The following is a 17,742-nucleotide window of genomic DNA, read 5'->3' as shown; positions in this document are numbered from 1 at the left end:
GCCGGCAGGGCTCCTGAACGGCTCGTCGCCGACGGCACATGCATAGGGTGGGGGCGTGGTGACGAAGGAGGCTGAGGCCGTGAGCGGTGACCGGGTGCTGTACGGGTGCATGGGGCTGGGCGGGAGCTGGGAGCCCGGTCCGTACGGGCCCGGGGACATCGACGCCGCCGAGGCGGCGATCGAGGCGGCCCTCGACAGCGGGATCACCGCCTTCGACCATGCCGACATCTACCGGCACGGGAAGGCCGAAGCCGTCTTCGGCGAGGTGCTCGCACGGACGCCGGGGCTGCGCGAACGCGTCACGATCCAGACCAAATGCGGGATCCGCCTGGCCGGCGAGGACCGTCCGGGCATGTACGACCTGCGCGGGCAGAGCATCACGCGGCGCGTGGAGGAGAGTCTGGTCCGGCTGCGGACCGATGTGATCGACGTTCTCCTCCTGCACCGCCCCGACCCGCTCGCCGACGTCGACTCGGTCGCGTCGGCGCTGATGTCCCTGCACCGGCAGGGCCTCGTACGGCACTTCGGCGTGTCCAACATGGGAGCCGCGCAGATCGCCCACCTCCAGTCCCGGCTCGACCTGCCGCTGGTGGCGAACCAGCTGGAGATGAGCCTGCACCACCGGGACTGGGTCGAAGCCGGGGTCGTGCTCAACACCCCCGAGTACGCGGCCAACGGGTTCCCGTTCGGGACGCTGGAGCACTGCCGGGACCACGGCATCCGCCTCCAGGCCTGGGGAGCGCTGGCGCAGGGACGTTTCACCGGCCGCCAGCAGACGCCGGCCGAACGGGCTACCGCGGGGCTGCTGGACGACCTCGCCCGGCGCAAGGACACGACGCCCGAGTCGGTCCTGCTGTGGTGGCTGGGCCGGCACCCCGCCGGCATCGCGCCGGTCATCGGCACCGTCAGGCCCGACCGGATCCGCGCCTGCCGGGACGCGGCGGTGCGCGAGCCCGACCTCACGCACGAGGAGTGGTACGAACTCTGGACCACCGCCAGGGGAGTCCCGCTGCCCTGAGGCCCTAAGCGGCCTCGGGGACGTGCCCTACTTCCCCGAGGCCGCTTAGCCCCAGGAGCAGGTCGGCGACGACCGGGCGGTGGTCGGAGGCGAGGGTGTCGGCGACCGCCGCGGCGCGCACCCGCACGGCCGCCGACACGGCCACGTAGTCGATCCGCTCGACCGGCTCGTGGGCGGGATACGTGGACCCGCCCGGGTCCGCGTCCGTCAGCTCGCGCCACAGCGGGGCCAGTTCGGGCGCCGACGGCGGCGCGTTGAAGTCTCCCAGGAGGATCTTCGGCTCCGGCCCGCGCCGCATGATCCGCCGCATCTCGGCCACCTGCACCGCCCGTACGGAGGGATCGGCGCGGTGGTCGAGGTGGGTGACGAACACGCGCAGCGGTACGCCCCGTACCCGCAGGACGACCTCCCCGAAGCCCGGTGCGGGCGCCGGCGTGGGCCGCCCCGGCCCGGGGTCCTGCGTGGACAGCCTGGTGATGCGGTGGTTCGCGGCGGCCAGAACGCGGAACGCGGAGAGCACGGCCACCCCGAACTCCCGGTCGCCGATGCGGTAGATCGGGGCGAAAGAGGCTCGCATGCCCAGCCGCCCGCCGAGTTCGCGGGCCACGTCGAGCCACCGGCTGCGGGCGCCCCACCGGACGTCGACCTCCTGCAGCCCGATGACATCGGCCCGCAGGGAGCGCAGGGCTGCTGCCTGCCGGTCCAGGTCGAAGACGCCGTCGGCACCGGCGCCCGCGTGGATGTTGTACGAGACGACGCGCAGCGGGACCGGGGGAGCCGGCGCGAGCGCGGGCAGTCCGGCGGCCAGCAGCGCCAGGGCGCCACGACGGGTCGGCATCATCAGGCGACGGTAGCGGCCGCGGGCGGGTCCGCGCCCGGCGACCGGCCGCGCGTACTCCTGCGCCCGGCGCCGACGGCGTCCTTTCGGATGGGCTCCACCCGTCCCGGGCGCTCATACCGCCGAAACGGGTCGAACTGGCCTATTCCTTGTCTGATGAAGCTCCCCGTCGCCTTCGGCGCTCTCGGTGGCCTGCTGCTCTGCGCGGCCGTCGCGGCCTCTTCCGCCCCCGCCGGGCACCTCCTGGGCTCCGCCGCCCCCGTTCGGCGGACCGCACCGGCTCCGTACCAGCGGATCGTCCCGGCGCCGGCCGCCGTCGCACCCGGAGGCCCCGGCTACACGCTCGGCCCGCGCACGGTGATCCGTACGACCGCCGGCTCCGGCGAGGTCCGTGCCATCGGCGAACAGCTCGCCGCCGCCTGGCGCCGCACCGCCCGCCTGCCGCTGCCGGTCCAGGAGACCGCCGCCGAAGCCGTCACGGACGGCATCCGCCTGCGCCTGGACCCGTACGCGGGAAGCTTCGGCGAGGAGGGCTACCGGCTCCAGTCCGACGAGGACGGGGTCATCGTCACCGCCTTCCGGCCGGCAGGACTGTTCCGCGGCACCCAGACCCTCCGTCAGCTCCTGCCCGTGGGCGGCGCGCCGTGGACGGTGGCGGGCGGCGCGGTCACCGACACACCCCGCTTCGCCCACCGGGCCGCGACGGTCGAGGCCGTCCGTCCCGAGGGCGGCGGTGTCGCGCGGCTGAAGGCGTACGTGGACCAGCTCGCCCTCTACAAGATCAACGTGCTGCGTACGCGAGGCGCCTGGACCGCGGACGCGTACCGGGAACTGGTCCGCCACGCGCGCGGCCGCTACATGGAGGTCGTCCCGGAGCCGCGCCGGGCCGAGGGGAGCGCCGTGGTGATGTACGCGAGGCACGAGGGGGCGAGCCCGGCGGAGCGCGCGAAGCTCGCGCAAGCGGTGCGCGCCGGCGCCCGGGTGATCCTGTCGCCCGCCGACCGGGCGCTGTCCGTGCGGCGCGCGTACGAGTGGGACCCGGGCGACTGCCTGCCCGGCGTGCCGCGCCAGGCGGTCCTGGGCGTGGCGGCGCCACCGGAGTACGAGCAGTTCCAGCGGGTCCTCGGCGTCGCCGAACTCGGCTGGTCACCGGCCGCCGCCCTGGACTGGGACGCCTACCGGGAGCGGCTGGCGGCGCAGGGCCCGCGGCTGGACGCCATGGGCGTGCGGTACTCCCGCACGCCGGAGGTGCCCTGGCCGTAGCGGAGAGCCTCGCGCACGATCAGGACTCACGCCGCGGACGCCGTCTCCCGGGACCGTGCCTCCTGTGCACTGCGGCGGCGCAGGGCGTCCTCGTCGGTGTCCGCGTCGTAGGAGATCAGCTTCGGCAGCAGTGCGGCCAGTGCGGCCACCGACGCCACGCAGGCCAGACCGCCGCTCCAGAAGGCCGCCCGGGTGCCGGTCCACCCGGCCATCGTGCCGGCCCGTACCTGACCGAGCTGCGGGCCGACGCTGTACGAGAGCACCTCGATGCCGGCGAGTCGGCCCCGCAGCTCCTCGGGGATCGTCTGGTTCCAGATCGTGGCCCGGCCCAGCCCGCTCAGCATGTCGCCCGCGCCCGCCACCGCGAGGCACACCAGCACCGGCCAGATGCCGGTGGACCAGCCCGCGGCCGCGATCGCCAGGCCCCAGACCGCGGCGCCGCACACCACCAGCAGCCCGTGCCGGCGTACCCGCGACACCCAGCCGCTGGTCAGCCCCAGCACCAGCGAGCCGACCGCGCCCGCCGCGTACATGAACCCGAGCGCCCACACCGCGTCGAGCTCGTCCGCGAGGAACGGGAAGATCGCGTTCGGGAAGGCGAAGAACATCGCCGCCAGGTCGACGGCGTAGGTGCCGAGCAGCACCGGACGGCTCCACGCGTACCGCGCGCCCTCGGCGATCGCACGCAGCGAAGGACGGTCGGCGCCCCGCACGGGCGGAGCCGGTGCGAGCCGCAGGCACAGCAGCACGGAGACGAGGAAGCCCGCGACGGTGACGCAGTAGGCCGGGGCGTAGCCGGCGTAGGCGACGACCAGGCCGGCCAGCGCCGGACCGGCGATCGCGCCGAACTGGTAGCGCAGCCCGCCCAGCGCGGCAGCGGCGGTCAGCTGGTCGTGCGGCACGATCCGGGCCATCAGCGAGTCCAGGGCGGGCCGCTGCAGCCCGGTCAGCGCCGACACACCGGCCGCCACCACGTACAGCGGCCACAGCAGCGGGCTCGGCAGAACCGAGTTCACCAGCAGCACCAGCGCGAGCACCCCGAGCCCGGCCTCGGTCAGCAGGATCAGCCGGCGCCGGTCGACGGCGTCGGCGAGGGCGCCCCCGTACAGCCCGCAGACCACCAGCGGAACCAGTTCCACCGCGCCCATCGCGCCGACCGCCAGCGGCGAGTCCGTCAGGTGCTTGATCTGCAGCGGCAGCGCGATCATCGCCATGAACGAGCCGAAGAACGTGACCGTCCCCTGGACGAACAGCAGCCGGAAGTCCCGGCTGGACCGCCAGGGGGCGAGATCGGGCAGGACCGAGGCCCATCGGGATGTACTCACGAGGTGTCATCGTCGGCGATCGCGCAGGCCTCGGCAACGGATTTATCCGCCCCGGACGGGCGAATCCGGGACAGCGCGCGTGCCATCGGGGCTCCGCCGTGGCACCCATGAGGTCATGCCGCCGGTGTCCTCGTTCCTGCGTACGGCCGCGTCGTACGCCTGGCGCCTGCTGGTCGTCGGCGCCGCCGTCTACGCGGTCTTCGTCGTGCTGGGGCGGTTCCACGAGATCACGGTGGCGCTCTTCCTGGGCCTCGTCATCACGGCGCTGCTCGGCGCCCCCACCCGATGGCTGGGGCGCTCACTGCCCCGGTCCCTCGCGGTCGCCGTCTGTCTGCTCGGGGGCGCGGTGCTGCTGCTGGGCGGGCTGGCGCTGGTGGGCGAGGCGGTGGCCGGGGAGAGCACCACCCTGGTCCGGGAGTTCCGCGAGGGCCTCGGCAGCATCGAGGAGTGGCTGGAGCGGCCCCCCTTCCGGCTGAATCCCGGAGCGCTGACGAACATCGAGTCCCGCATCGGCGCGTACCTGTCGAGCCACCGCTCGACCCTGCTCAGTACGGCGCTCAGCGGAGCCGGACAGCTGGTGCGGGTCCTCGCCGTCCTGGCCCTCGCCGTCTTCTCCGCCGTCCTCTTCCTGTACGGCGGAGCCCGCCAGTGGTCGTGGTTCTGCGCGCAGCTGCCCGCCGCGGCGCGCGAGCCCGTGATGGTCGCAGGCCGCGCGGCATGGGCCACGTTCACCGGCTACACCCACGGGATCGTGCTGATCGCGGCGACGAACGCCGTCCTCGTCGGGGTGGCCCTGTACCTCCTGGGGGTCCCGCTGGCCGTTCCGCTGGCACTGCTGGAGTTCCTCGCGGCGTTCGTCCCCCTGGTCGGCTCGCCGGTGGCGCTCGCGGTCGCCGCGGTGGTCGCCCTGGCCTCGAAGGGACCGCTCATCGCGGGTGTGGTGATCGCTCTGATCGTGGTCATCGGCCAGATCGAGGGGCACCTGCTGCATCCGCTGGTGATGAGCTGGGCGGTCCGGCTGCACCCCTTGGTGGTGGCGATCTCGGTCAGCGCGGGCGCCATCGCGGCCGGAGTGGTGGGCGCGGTCGTCGCCGTACCGCTGGTCTCGGTGATCTGGTCGGTGCGCACCGCCCTGCGCGCCGCCCGCCTCGGGGCGGTCGACGTTTCCTGACGTTTCCTGACCAGGGGTCCGCGTCCTGCACAATCGGCGGATGAGCGATGAAGACCCGTACCTCTGGCTGGAAGACATCTCGGGCGAGACGGCCCTCGACTGGGTGCGCGAGCGCAACGGTGAAACCGTGGCCGCGCTGGCCGAGGTGCCCGGGTTCAAGGAGCTGGAGCGCGGGATCCGCGAGGTCCTCGACGACGACGGCCGGATCCCCTACGTCACCCGTCGTGGCGGCCACCTCTACAACTTCTGGCAGGACGCCGAGCACGTCCGCGGACTCTGGCGGCGCACCACGCTGGAGGAGTACCGCAAGGACCGGCCCGCCTGGGAGCCCGTCCTGGACCTGGACGCCCTGGCCGAGGCGGAGGGGGAGAAGTGGGCCTGGGCGGGCAGCAGCGTCCTGGCCCCCGAGCACCGCCACGCCCTGGTCATGCTGTCGCGGGACGGCGCGGACGCCTGCGTCGTGCGCGAGTTCGACCTTGCCGCCCTGGAGTTCGTCGAGGGCGGGTTCGAGGTCGCGGAGGCCAAGACCCGGATCGGGTGGATCGACCGCGACCGGGTGTGGATCGGGACGGACTTCGGTCCCGGTTCGATGTCCGGGTCCGGTTATCCCCTCCAGGTACGCCGCTGGCGGCGCGGCACCCCGCTCACCGAGGCGGAACCGGTCTACGAGGGCCGCCCCTCGGACCTCTCCGCCACTGCCTGGCGCGACGACACGCCCGGCTTCGAGCGGGACTTCGTCCACCGGCAGATCGACTTCTGGAACCAGGAGCTGTTCCTCCTCCCGCCGCGGACCGACGGCAGCGACGGCCCGCCGCTGAAGATCGATGTACCGGACGACGCGAGCGCCTCCGTGTACCGGAACTGGCTGACCGTCACCACGAAGTCGCCGTGGCTCGGCCACCCCGCCGGCTCCCTGCTCGCCTTCGGCTTCGACTCCTTCCTGGCGGGGGAGCGGGAGGCCGAGGTGCTGTTCACCCCGGACGAGCGCACCGCGCTCGGCAGCTACAGCTGGACCCGCCACCACCTCGTCCTCACCACCCGCGCCGACGTCTCCTCCCGGATGGAGCTCCTCACCCCCGGCCCCGACGGCTGGAGCCGCGCACCGCTGCCGGGCGTACCGCCGCTGTCGACGGCCTCCGTCACCTGCACCGATCCGGACGTGAGCGACGAGTACTTCCTGAACGTCTCCGGCTTCCTCCAGCCGTCCACCCTCTACCGTGGCACCGCGGGCGGCGACAGCGAGAGCCTCAAGCAGGGCCCTGCGCTGTTCGACACCGCGGGTCTGGCCGTACGCCAGTATTTCGCGACCTCCGCGGACGGCACGCGGGTGCCGTACTTCGTCGTCGGTCCCGAGGACCGCCCGGGCCCCGGGCCCACCCTGCTGTACGGGTACGGCGGCTTCGAGATCTCCATGGTCCCCCAGTACAGAGCGGTCACCGGCCGGGCCTGGCTCGCGCGCGGCGGCACCTACGTCGTCGCGGGCATCCGCGGCGGGCACGAGTACGGGCCGAGCTGGCACAAGGCGGCCCTGGGCGCGAACCGGGTCCGCGCGTACGAGGACTTCGCCGCCGTCGCCCGGGACCTCGTCGCCCGCGACATCACCACCCCTGCCCAGCTGGGCATCGAGGGCGGCAGCAACGGCGGCCTCCTCATGGGCGCGATGCTCACCCGCGACCCCGAGCTGTTCGGCGCGGTCGTCGCCCACGTGCCGCTGCTGGACATGCTCCGCTTCCACAAGCTGCTGGCCGGCGCCAGCTGGATCGCCGAGTACGGGGACCCGGACAGCCCGGCCGACCGGCCCCACCTGGAGCGGATCTCCCCGTACCACCAGGTCCGGGCCGAGGGGGCCCCGTACCCGCCCCTGCTGCTGCTCACCTCGACCCGCGACGACCGCGTCCACCCCGGCCATGCCCGCAAGATGGCCGCCCGGCTGCGCGAGTTCGGGCATCCCGTCCTGTTCCACGAGCACCTCGGCGGCGGCCACGCGGGCGCCACCGACCACGGGCAGACCGCCTTCAACGAGGCCCTGGTGCACACCTTCCTGTGGGACCGGCTCACCCCGTCGGGCTGACCCCGCCGAGGTGGCCGGCCGGTCCTCGCGGGCGAGGGCTCAGATCTGGCAGACGATCTCGGCCGCGACGCGTTCACCGGAGGAAACCGCCGCGTTCAGCGTGGAGTTGTCCACGTCGGTGTGCTCGCCCGCGAAGTGGATCCGGCCTTCCTGGATCCCTTCGCAGCCGGCGATCGAGGTGTACTGGCCGATCTTGTAGTAGTGGTAGGCGCCCCGCTGCCACGGGGCGCGCGACCAGTGGTCCTCGTACGCCTTGCCGGTGAACGCGGCCGTGGTGCCCGGGTACATGTGCTCGATCTGGGAGAGGAACCAGTGCACGTCCGCCTCGGGCGCCGGGCCGTGCGCGGCTCCGGTGAGCATGTCGCGGGCGGTGTTCCCGCCGGGGAAGTTGACCAGCAGCGCCGGTGCCCCGTTGGCTCCCGACGCGACCGAGCCGTCCCAGGCCGTCTGGTAGCCGAGCGGGCCGGTGTTGCTGATGCCGTTGTAGCCGAGCCCCGGCCAGGTCTTGGCCGACAGCTGGGCGACGAGCTTCGCGTTCTGGCCCATGCCCTGCTGCCGGATGGCGGTCAGCTTGCGGGCGGACAGGTTGGCCTGGGAGAGATCGACGTCGCGCAGGGTGCTGAAGGGCAGGGCCAGCACGACGTGGTCGGCGGGCACCGAGACCGTGCTGCCGTCGTGGTCGAAGGTGCAGGTGTACGAGCCGTCGCCGTTCTGCCGCAGGGCGATGAGCTCGTAGCCCTGCCGGACGGCGCCGGCCGGAAGCTGCGCCGCCATCCCGCTGACGAGCTGGTCGTTCCCGCCGACGAGGTGGTACTTCTCGTCGAAGCCGCGCCCTCCCGCGAAGACGGACGAGGATCCGAGGAAGCCGATCATTCCCAGCGCGGAGGCCTCGGCGGGTTCGCCGCCCGACTGGAGCTGGAGGGACTGGATCAGCTGGCCGAGCCGGGAGCCGGGGGCCAGCCCGATCTCGTCGAGGTAGTCCAGGCAGGAGAGCTGGTCCAGCCGGTACGCCTCCGGGGTGTGGCTGTCGTGGCGCGGGCTGCCGACGGCCGCGTACGAGGCGCTGAACGCGTCGTAGGCCTCCGCGGTCCAGTCGTCCTGCTGGCTGAGCCCGGGGTAGGAGCCGCCGTCGATCCAGGCGGCGTAGTCCCCGGCGTGCAGTTCGCCGCCGTTTGCGAGCTCCCGTCGCAGGCCCAGGCCGCGGGCCAGGTCGAGGACCGCGGTGTCGGTGGAGCTGATGAAGGCCCCGCCGTGCTCGTGGACCGCGCCGTTGTCGAAGAAGCCGCGCAGGGACCAGCAGCGGCCGCCGATGCGGGTGGCGTCGGCCTCGTACACCGTGGCGGCGACCGGGTTCGGCCGGTTCCACAATCGGTGGGCGCAGCGCAGTCCCGCGAGCCCGGCGCCGACGACCACGACGCGCGGCGCGCCGGCTCCGGTGGCCGCCGCCGCCCGGTTCGGGGTGAGCAGCCCGCCGGGCAGTGCCGCGGCGGCGGTCAGCGCGCCCGCGGCGCCGAGGAGCCGGCGGCGGCCGAACGTCCCCGCGGGCGGGGCGGTTCGCCGTTCTTCGTCGTGGCCGCGCTCGTGGCGGACGGTCTCACGACGGACGCTCTCGCGGCGGACGGCCTCGGCGCGCTCGCCTGCGACCTCCTCGACGGGCATGCCGCGCCTGCGCGCTTCGGCGTGCAGGGCGAACGCGAGGCGGATCCGGTCGGGTATGCCGGCCCGGTCGGCCGAACGGGGTGGGGAAGCAGGTTCGTTGCGCAGGTGATGCATGTGACCCCTCTTCTCGGAATCCGGGCACCAGGAAGCCGAACAGCGCGTGCGGGCATGGCACTCGGGCTGAGGGGGAGTGAACCGCTCGCGCAACGGCGCTGTCAACGATGATGTCAACGCCGTTGCGCGACGCGGGGGCGGGCTACGCGCCGCGCAGCGTCTCGACCCGCGTCTCGATCGCGGTGATCAGGGCCTCGACCCGGGCCCGGAAGATCTGCTCGTCCGTCACCTCGGCCAGCTGGGTGCTCAGTCGGGTGATGTGGGGGAACCCCTGCGGGTCGACCAGGCGGTACTCGCGGCTCCAGGAGGACTCGTCGGCCTCCCGGATCTCCGCGTCGAACAGCAGGTAGGCGGCGCGCTGGCCGACGTAGGCGAGGAGGGAGTCGCCGACCATCCGGTAGTGGACGGCCGCTTCCGCCCCGTCCAGGCCGGCCTCCGTGACGGCCCCGATGATGAGCTCGACGACCCGGAACTCGTTGGGTCTGCGGGTGGTCCGGCTGGCCATGGTCGAACCGACCACCGGGTACTTGAGCGCGACCTCCAGGGAGCCGTCCGCGAGGGCGCGCAGCCGGTCCTTCCAGTCGAGGCCCTCGGGGATGCTGTCGAGGACCTCGCCGAGCGTGCGGTCGGCGACGGAGAGCAGCAGTTCGTCCTTGTCGCGGAAGTGCCGGTAGATCGCTGTGGGGTCGGCGCCGAGTTCCTCGCCGAGACGGCGGACGGTGAAGGCGTCCTCGCTGCCGCGAGCGGCGATGCGCAGGCTGGCTTCGATGATCGCGTCGGGTGTGAGCTGGCTGCCCGCGCGCTTGGACCGGGCGGGTGTGTCGGATGACTTCGGCATGGTGCGGCCAGTGTATCGATTTGGAACAGAGGGAGCGCAACACCGTTGACAACAATGTTGCGCTCCCGTTCACTCCTCCTCAACACAAGCCGTGCGGGTCCGTCCCGCCGAGCCGGAGGGTGCGTCGATGGGCAACACAAGGCAGCCGGTCAAGCAGCGGGCCGACACCGTCTTCATCGGAGGGCGGGTCTTCACCGGGACCTCGTCCGCCCCGGTCGACGCCGCCGTCGCCGTGGCCGACGGCCGGATCCTCGCCGTCGCCGACGCGAGCACCGTGCGCTCGCTCGCGGACGGTTCCACCGAGGTCGTCGACCTGGCCGGCGGCCTCCTCGTCCCCGGGTTCCAGGACGCCCACGTCCACCCCGTCGTGGCCGGTGTCCAGATGCTCGGCTGCGACCTGGCCGAGGAACGCACCATCGACGGCTACCTGGCCGTGGTGGCCGCCTACGCCAAGGACCACCCGGACGCGTCCTGGATCCGCGGCGGCGGCTGGTCGATGGACGTCTTCCCCGGAGGCACGCCCACCCGCGCCATGCTCGACGCGGTCGTGCCGGACCGGCCCGTCGTACTCACCAACCGCGACGGCCACGGAGCCTGGGCCAACACCCGTGCCTTCCACCTCGCGGGCGTCGACCGCACCACCCCCGATCCGCCGGACGGCAGGATCGAGCGGGAGGCCGACGGAACCCCGGCCGGCACCCTTCAGGAAGGCGCCGTCGACCTGGTCACCCGTCACGCGCCCATTGCGACGCCCGACGAGTCGCACGCCGGCCTGCTCGCCGCGCAGGAGCACCTCTTCTCCCTCGGCGTGACCAGCTGGCAGGACGCCATGATCGGCGCCTTCCCCGGCAACCCCGACAACTTCGGCGTCTACCTGCGCGCCGCACGCGAGGGAGCTCTGCGCGCACGCGTCGTCGGCGCCCTGTGGTGGGACCGCGAACGCGGCCTGGAGCAGATCCCCGACCTGGAGGAGCGCCGCCGCACCGGCCGGGTGGGCCGCTTCAACGCCACCAGCGTGAAGATCATGCAGGACGGGATCGCCGAGAACTTCACGGCGGGCATGCTGGAGCCCTACCTCGACGGCTGCGGCTGCGCCACCGGGAACTCCGGACTCAGCTTCATCGATCCGGAGCTGCTCACCGAGGCGGTGTCCCGGCTCGACCGCTCGGGCTTCCAGATCCACTTCCACGCCCTGGGCGACCGCGCCGTCCGCGAGGTGCTCGACGCCCTCACCGCGGCCCGCGACGCCAACGGCGCCAACGACAACCGGCACCACCTCGCCCACCTGCAGATCGTCCACCCCGACGACATAAGCCGCTTCGCGAGCCTGGGCGCGGCCGCCAACATCCAGGCCCTGTGGGCCGCGCACGAACCGCAGATGGACGAGCTGACGATCCCCTTCCTGGGCCCCGAGCGTGCCGCCCTGCAGTATCCGTTCGGTGACCTCCAGCGGGCCGGAGCCCGCCTGGTCGCCGGCAGCGACTGGTCGGTCAGCAGCCCCAACCCGCTGTGGGGCATCCACGTCGCCGTCAACCGGGCCGTACCCGACGAGGCGCCCAACGCCGCCGGGAGCCACCAGCCCTGCCCGCCGTTCTTCCCCGAGCAGGCCCTGACCCTCTCCCAGGCCCTCACCGCCTACACCGCCGGCAGCGCCTGGGCCAACCACCTCGACGACGTCACCGGCACCGTCGAGGCGGGCAAGTACGCGGACCTCGTCGTCCTCGACCGGGATCCCTTCGCCCACCCCTCCGAGGAGATCGCCGAGACCAGGGTGAGCCGCACCTACATCGACGGCGAGCTCGTCTTCGCCGCCACCAGCTGAACCGCCGGAACCGCAACCGGCCGGGCACCACGTACCTCACCCAGCTCACCCCTCAGGGAGCCAGACGATGTCATCACCCCGAACGGGATCGCCGCGAACAGGATCACCCCGACGCCACCAGCTCCTCCGACGCCACCAGCTCCTCCGGCTCCTCCGGCTCCGCTCGGCCGCAGCCGCCGGGCTCGCCGCGGCCGCGGTGCTCCTCACGAGCGCGTGCAGCGGTACCGCGAACAAGCCGTCGGACGGCGCCACCGCCTACCGGCTCACGGACCGGACACCCGCCCCCGCCGGCGCCGTCGACTCGTTCACCTGGTCCGTCTTCGCCGAGCCGACCAGCATCGACTACGCCTACTCGTTCGACTACCCGCCGAACCAGATCCTCGCCAACGTCTGCGAGAGCCTGCTGCGCTGGGACCCGGACCTGACGACCTCGCCGAACCTCGCGGCCTCGTACACCAACCCCACCCCCACCACCTGGGTCTACCAGATCCGCCCCGGCGTGCGCTTCCACGACGGGACCGAGCTCACCGCCGACGACGTCGTGGCCTCCCTGCGCCGCAACCTCGACCCGCAGACGGCCAGCGTCTGGGCCTACCCCTTCCGGAACGTCACCTCGGTCGACCGGACCGGAGCCATGGAAGTCACCGTCACCCTGGCGAAGCCCGACTCCACCTTCAACAAGTACCTCGCCGCGAGCCCCGGCACGATCGAGTCCGCCGCCACCCTCGCCAAGGCCGGCAAGAATTACGGCAATCCGCAGACCGGCGTGAACTGCACCGGCCCCTTCTCCTTCGCCTCCTGGACGTCAGGCCAGTCGCTCACCCTCAAGCGGTTCGACGACTACTGGAACCCTGAGCTCAAGGCCAAGTCCGGCGAGGTGAAGTTCGTCTTCCTCGCCGACCCGACCACCCGCGTCAACGCCTTCCAGAGCGGCGAGGTCGACGGCGGCTGGATGGTCCCGCCCAACGCGTACGCGGGACTGCGCGCGAGTCAGGCCGGCACGCTCTACTTCGGCCGCAACACCTCGGTCGCCGACGAGGTCGTCGGCAACCTCAAGGGCCCACTCGGCGACCCCCGGGTGCGCCGCGCCCTGCTCATGGCCATCGACCGCAAGGGCATCGTCAAGGCCGGAGCCGGAGGGGTCGGCGAGGTCGCGGACTCCCTCACCACCGACAACCTCTGGGGCGACGCGCCCGCCGAGATACGCGACGGCCTGCGCAAGGACCTGCCCGCGTACCCCTATGACCCGGCCAAGGCCAAGGCGCTCGCCGCCGAGGCCGGAGTCTCCGGTCAGAAGATCGTGATCGCGACCAGCCCGCTGGACTCCCAGACGACGATCATCACCCAGGCCGTCGCCCAGGCCGCCACGGCCATCGGACTGAAGCCGCAGATCGACTCCGTCTCCGCGGAGAAGTACTCGACCCTCTTCACCGACCCGGCCGCACGCGAGGGCATCGACCTGTTCCTCACCTTCTGGTACACGTCCATCACCGACCCGCTCGACATGTACGGATCACTGCAGACCGGCGCGTTCAGCAACTACGGCAACTGGTCCGAGCCGCAGTTCGACGCCGCCGTGGACCGTGCCATCGCGGCGTACGACCCGGCCGAGCACGCCAAGGCCAACGCCGAGGCCCAGGCCGTCGCCATGCGGGACCTGCCGTGGCTGCCCCTGTACACCCAGCCCGTGAGCGTCTTCCTCGGCAAGCGGATCACCGGCGCCCAGCCGTCCATCGCCTACCTCTACTACCCGTGGGCGGCCGAGATCGGGGCCAAGGGATGACGGCCGCGGCGGCGCGCGCCGTACGGGTCCTGCGCAAGCTCGCCGGAATGGCGGCGACCCTGCTGGTCACCTCCTTCCTGGTGTTCTCCTCACTGTTCCTGGCGCCCGGGGACCCGGCGAGCTTCCTGGTGAAGGGGCGCAGCCCCAGCCCGCAGGAACTCGCCGAGATCCGCAGGCAGTACGGCTTCGACGACCCCTTCCTGGTCCGCTACGGACACTGGCTCGAAGGGGTGCTGCGGGGCGACTTCGGCCGCTCCTACCTCTTCCACCAGGACGTCGGCTCGGTCATCTGGTCCCGGCTTCCCTCGTCCCTGCTGCTCATCGGGACGTCCGCCCTGATGATCGCCGTGGTCGGCGTCGCCGCCGGCATGGCGGGCGCGCTGCGCAGGGGGACCCGGACCGACCGCTCCCTGATGCTCCTGGTGACGGTGGGCGCCGCCGCGCCCGCCTTCGTCGCCGCGCTCCTGTTCCGGTCCGTCCTGGGCGTGCGGCTCGGCTGGTTCCCCACGATCGGGAACGGCACCGGCCTACTGGACCGGCTGCACCACGTCATCCTTCCGGCAGCGGCCCTGTCCGTGACCTTCATGGCGCTGGTCACCCGCGTGACCCGCTCGGCGATGATCGACGAACTGGGCCGCGATCACGTCGAGGTCGCCCTCAGCCGCGGAACACCGCGGCGCACGGTGATCCGGCGCCACGTGCTGCGCAACGCGCTCGGGCCGATCGTGACGGTCTCCGCGCTGCTGGTCTCGGGGATGCTGGTGAGCACCGCCATCGTGGAAACCGCCTTCGGCATGTCCGGAGTGGGCTCCTTGCTGGTCCAGTGCGTGGACCAGCTGGACTTCCAGGTCGTCCAGGCCATCGTGCTGCTCGTGGTGGCCGCGTTCGTCGTGGTCAACGCACTCGTCGACCTGGTGCATCCGCTGATCGACCCGCGCATGGCGGCGGCGGGGAGCGCACGATGAGCGCACCGATCCTGACACCCGCCGCGCCCGGCGGCCCCCGCCCCGGCCCCGGGTCCCGCACCGGCACCCGCACCCGCACGCGTCTCGGGAGCCTCGCCCGGCTGCGGACCCTCGGCGGCAGCCGGCTCCAGCGGGCCTGCCTGCTGCTCCTCGTCCTGTTCGTCCTCGTCGCGCTGCTCGCACCCTGGCTCGCGCCCCAGGACCCCACCTTCGGGCAGCTCGGCGACAGCCTCCTGGGCCCGGGCGCCGACCATTGGCTGGGCACCGACCAGGGCGGCCACGACACCTTCTCGGCGCTGATCGCCGGGGCGCGCACCAGCCTCGCCGGCCCCCTCGCGGTCGTGGTGTTCTCCACCGTCGTCGGCATCGCCGTCGGCCTGTCCACGGGGTGGCGGGGCGGCTGGGTCGACACCCTGGCCGGCCGCGTGCTCGACGTGGTGTTCGCCTTCCCCGCCCTGCTGCTGGCGATCCTCGCGGTGGCCCTGTTCGGCAAGGGGATGACGGCGCCCGTGCTCGCCATGGCGATCGCGTACATGCCGTACACCGCACGCCTGGTACGCGGCCTCGCCGTACAGGAGAAGGCCCGGCCCTACGTCGCCGCCTACCAGGTACAGGGCCACTCCGCCCTGTACGTCACCGTGCGCAGGATGCTGCCCAACATCGCCCCGACCCTGCTCGCCCAGTCGACGGTGAACTTCGGTTACGCCCTGCTCGACCTCGCGGCCCTCTCCTTCCTGGGGCTGGGCGTACAGCCGCCGACCCCCGACTGGGGCGCCATGATCAACCAGGGGCAAGCCGCCGTACTCCAGGGCCAGCCGCTGTCCGCGGTGGTGCCGGCCGTGGCCGTCGTCCTGGTGGTCGTCGCCTTCAACGTCGTCGGGGAAGACCTCGGCGACCGGCTCGCGGGGAGGGACTCCTGATGACCGTGCCCGAAACGACGCTGCTCGCGTACGACGGACTCACCGTCACCCTGCCCTCGATGGCCCGCCCGATCCTGGACGGCATCGAACTGCGGGTCTCCGCCGGCGAGATCGTCGCCCTCGTCGGGGAATCCGGCTCGGGGAAGTCCGTCACCGCCCGCGCCGCGCTCGGTCTCTTCCCCACGGGCGCCGAGGTCGGCGGCCGGGTCCGCGTCGACGGCATCGACCTGGTCGGGGCCGACCCCGCGAGACTGCGGGAGGTACGGACGAACAAGGCGGCGATGATCTACCAGGACCCCCGGGCGGCCATCAACCCGGTACGCCGCATAGGGGACTTCCTCACCGAGCCGCTGCGCCTGGTCCACGGCTGGTCCAAGACCCAGGCCGACGCCAGGGCCGTCGAACTGCTCGGCGCGGTGGGCCTGCCCGACCCCGCCCGGCACCTGAAGCAGTACCCGCACGAGCTCTCCGGCGGCATGCTCCAGCGCGTCGTGATCGCCGCGGCCCTCACCGCCGAACCCCGGCTGCTGCTGTGCGACGAACCCACCACCGCCCTCGACGTCAGCACCCAGGCGGAGATCCTCGCCATCCTGGGGCGACTGCAGCGCGAACGCGGACTCGGGCTGCTCCTCATCACCCACGACATCGAACTCGCGGCCGCGGTCAGCGACCGGACCTACGTGATGTACGCCGGCCGGATCGTGGAGACGGCGCCCGTCGCGGAACTCTTCGCCTCCCCCCGGCACCCCTACACCGCGGGGCTGCTCGGCTCTTCGCCGCCCCTCGACGGTCCTACCGGGCGGCTGACCCCGATCCCCGGCGCCCCGATGGGGCTGCTGGAGTCCGCGCCGGGCTGCGCCTTCGCACCGCGCTGCCGGTTCGCCGAGCCGGGCCGCTGCGACCAGTCTCCGCCGGCGCTGCGACGAACGGGGCCGGCCGAGGTCGCCTGCCACCGCGCCGCCGAGCTCGTCGGCTCCATCCAGTCCAGCAGGGAGGAAAGTTGACCACCGATACCACCACGGGGGAGCTTCTCCGGGTGACCGGCCTGCGCAAGACCTACCGCACGGGCGGGACGGAGGTCGTCGCGGTCGACGACCTGTCGTTCTCCCTGCCGGCGGGCGGAGCGCTCGGCATCGTCGGCGAGTCCGGTTCCGGGAAGACCACCACGGCGCGCATGCTGATCGGCCTCGAACGGCCCGACGCGGGAGAGATCCTCGTACAGGGCGAGCCGCTCGCCGCGTCGGTACGGGGCAGGGCGGCCCGACTGGCCCGGGCCAAGGCCGTGCAGATCGTCTTCCAGGACCCCTACCTCTCCCTGGACGCCCGGATCGGTATCGGCGCGACCGTCGACGGCGTGCTCCGGCTGCACGGCTGGCGCGACCCCGCGGTGCGGGCCGACCGGGTCCGGGAGCTGCTGGCCCAGGTCGGCCTCGGCGACCGGGAGGCGGCCGCCCTGCCCCGGCGGCTCTCCGGCGGGCAGCGCCAACGCGCCGCGATCGCCCGGGCGCTGGCGGTCGAACCGGCCGTCCTCCTGCTCGACGAGGCGGTGTCCGCCCTGGACGTGTCCGTGCAGGCGCAGGTGCTCAACCTGCTGGCGGACATCCGGCGCGACACGGGGATCGGGCTGGTCTTCGTCAGCCACGACCTGGCCGTGGTCCGGTACGTCTGCGACGAGGCGCTCGTCATGTACCGGGGGCGGACCATGGAACACCGGCCCGTCGCCGAACTGCTCGCCAGCCCCGAACACCCGTACACCCGGCTGCTGCTGGCGTCCGTCCCGCGTCCCGGCTGGGACCCCGACTCGATCAGCCGGCGGCGCCGGCGCCTCGATCCGTTCAGGACGGTGGGAGCCGGCCCGGCGGGGTAGCCACGGGTCGGACGCAGGTCCGGACGCCGGTCCCCCGTGAGGGCGGTCCGGGCTCCCCCGCATGGGGGAGGCGGATCGCTCCCGCGGG

14 protein-coding genes are annotated in these 17,742 nt (G+C 73.0%); 10 read left to right on the top strand and 4 right to left on the bottom strand.

The window, feature by feature from the left end:
* Nucleotides 1-55: 55 nt before the first annotated feature.
* Nucleotides 56-1,018, top strand: coding sequence for an aldo/keto reductase (locus tag OG737_RS00245; RefSeq protein WP_328924075.1), 963 nt, complete (start codon nt 56-58; stop codon nt 1,016-1,018).
* A gap of 4 nt (nt 1,019-1,022) precedes the next feature.
* On the opposite strand, the gene OG737_RS00240 is transcribed toward OG737_RS00245, so the two are convergent.
* Entirely contained in the window at nt 1,023-1,859 is an 837-nt protein-coding gene (locus OG737_RS00240) for an endonuclease/exonuclease/phosphatase family protein (RefSeq protein WP_328924074.1), read from the bottom strand.
* Nucleotides 1,860-2,012: 153 nt separating this feature from the next.
* Between OG737_RS00240 and OG737_RS00235 the strand changes: the two genes are divergently transcribed.
* Complete coding sequence (locus OG737_RS00235) at nt 2,013-3,119, top strand: beta-N-acetylhexosaminidase (protein WP_328924073.1); 1,107 nt, start codon at nt 2,013-2,015, stop codon at nt 3,117-3,119.
* 26 nt (nt 3,120-3,145) lie between these two features.
* On the opposite strand, the gene OG737_RS00230 is transcribed toward OG737_RS00235, so the two are convergent.
* A complete protein-coding gene (locus tag OG737_RS00230; RefSeq protein ID WP_328924072.1) occupies nt 3,146-4,444 on the bottom strand; it encodes an MFS transporter in 1,299 nt (432 codons plus the stop codon).
* A 115-nt stretch (nt 4,445-4,559) separates the two neighbouring features.
* Between OG737_RS00230 and OG737_RS00225 the strand changes: the two genes are divergently transcribed.
* Entirely contained in the window at nt 4,560-5,615 is a 1,056-nt protein-coding gene (locus OG737_RS00225) for an AI-2E family transporter (protein ID WP_328924071.1), read from the top strand.
* A 40-nt stretch (nt 5,616-5,655) separates the two neighbouring features.
* A complete protein-coding gene (locus OG737_RS00220) occupies nt 5,656-7,686 on the top strand; it encodes a prolyl oligopeptidase family serine peptidase (RefSeq protein WP_328924070.1) in 2,031 nt (676 codons plus the stop codon).
* 39 nt (nt 7,687-7,725) lie between these two features.
* Here the strand turns inward: OG737_RS00220 and OG737_RS00215 are convergent, their stop codons facing one another.
* Nucleotides 7,726-9,459, bottom strand: a complete 1,734-nt coding sequence (locus tag OG737_RS00215) for an NAD(P)/FAD-dependent oxidoreductase (RefSeq protein WP_328924069.1) — start codon at nt 9,457-9,459, stop codon at nt 7,726-7,728.
* Between the two features lie 142 nt (nt 9,460-9,601).
* Nucleotides 9,602-10,297: a helix-turn-helix domain-containing protein gene (locus tag OG737_RS00210; RefSeq protein WP_328924068.1), complete on the bottom strand. Its 696-nt coding sequence runs from the start codon at nt 10,295-10,297 to the stop codon at nt 9,602-9,604.
* A gap of 127 nt (nt 10,298-10,424) precedes the next feature.
* Here OG737_RS00210 and OG737_RS00205 point away from each other — a divergent pair, with 127 nt between their 5' ends.
* The 6 genes from OG737_RS00205 to OG737_RS00180 all read left to right on the top strand — a co-directional run bounded on the left by OG737_RS00205 (nt 10,425) and on the right by OG737_RS00180 (nt 17,654).
* Nucleotides 10,425-12,119, top strand: coding sequence for an amidohydrolase (locus tag OG737_RS00205; RefSeq protein ID WP_328924067.1), 1,695 nt, complete (start codon nt 10,425-10,427; stop codon nt 12,117-12,119).
* A 67-nt stretch (nt 12,120-12,186) separates the two neighbouring features.
* Nucleotides 12,187-13,902 carry an ABC transporter substrate-binding protein gene (locus tag OG737_RS00200; protein ID WP_328924066.1) on the top strand — a complete coding sequence of 572 codons (1,716 nt, stop codon included), beginning with the start codon at nt 12,187-12,189 and terminating at the stop codon, nt 13,900-13,902.
* On the top strand, nt 13,899-14,867 hold the full coding sequence (locus OG737_RS00195; RefSeq protein WP_328924065.1) for an ABC transporter permease: 969 nt from the start codon (nt 13,899-13,901) through the stop codon (nt 14,865-14,867). The genes OG737_RS00200 and OG737_RS00195 overlap by 4 nt, the downstream gene beginning before the upstream one ends.
* A complete protein-coding gene (locus tag OG737_RS00190) occupies nt 14,864-15,787 on the top strand; it encodes an ABC transporter permease (RefSeq protein ID WP_328924064.1) in 924 nt (307 codons plus the stop codon). The genes OG737_RS00195 and OG737_RS00190 overlap by 4 nt, the downstream gene beginning before the upstream one ends.
* Nucleotides 15,787-16,791, top strand: a complete 1,005-nt coding sequence (locus OG737_RS00185) for an ABC transporter ATP-binding protein (protein ID WP_328924063.1) — start codon at nt 15,787-15,789, stop codon at nt 16,789-16,791. The genes OG737_RS00190 and OG737_RS00185 overlap by 1 nt, the downstream gene beginning before the upstream one ends.
* Entirely contained in the window at nt 16,788-17,654 is an 867-nt protein-coding gene (locus OG737_RS00180; RefSeq protein WP_328924062.1) for an ATP-binding cassette domain-containing protein, read from the top strand. Before OG737_RS00185 ends, OG737_RS00180 begins: the two co-directional genes overlap by 4 nt.
* The last annotated feature ends 88 nt before the right edge of the window (nt 17,655-17,742 follow it).

Source organism: Streptomyces sp. NBC_00122 (assembly GCF_045160845.1).
Taxonomy (GTDB): domain Bacteria; phylum Actinomycetota; class Actinomycetes; order Streptomycetales; family Streptomycetaceae; genus Streptomyces.
This window is presented reverse-complemented; position numbering and strand designations above follow the sequence as displayed.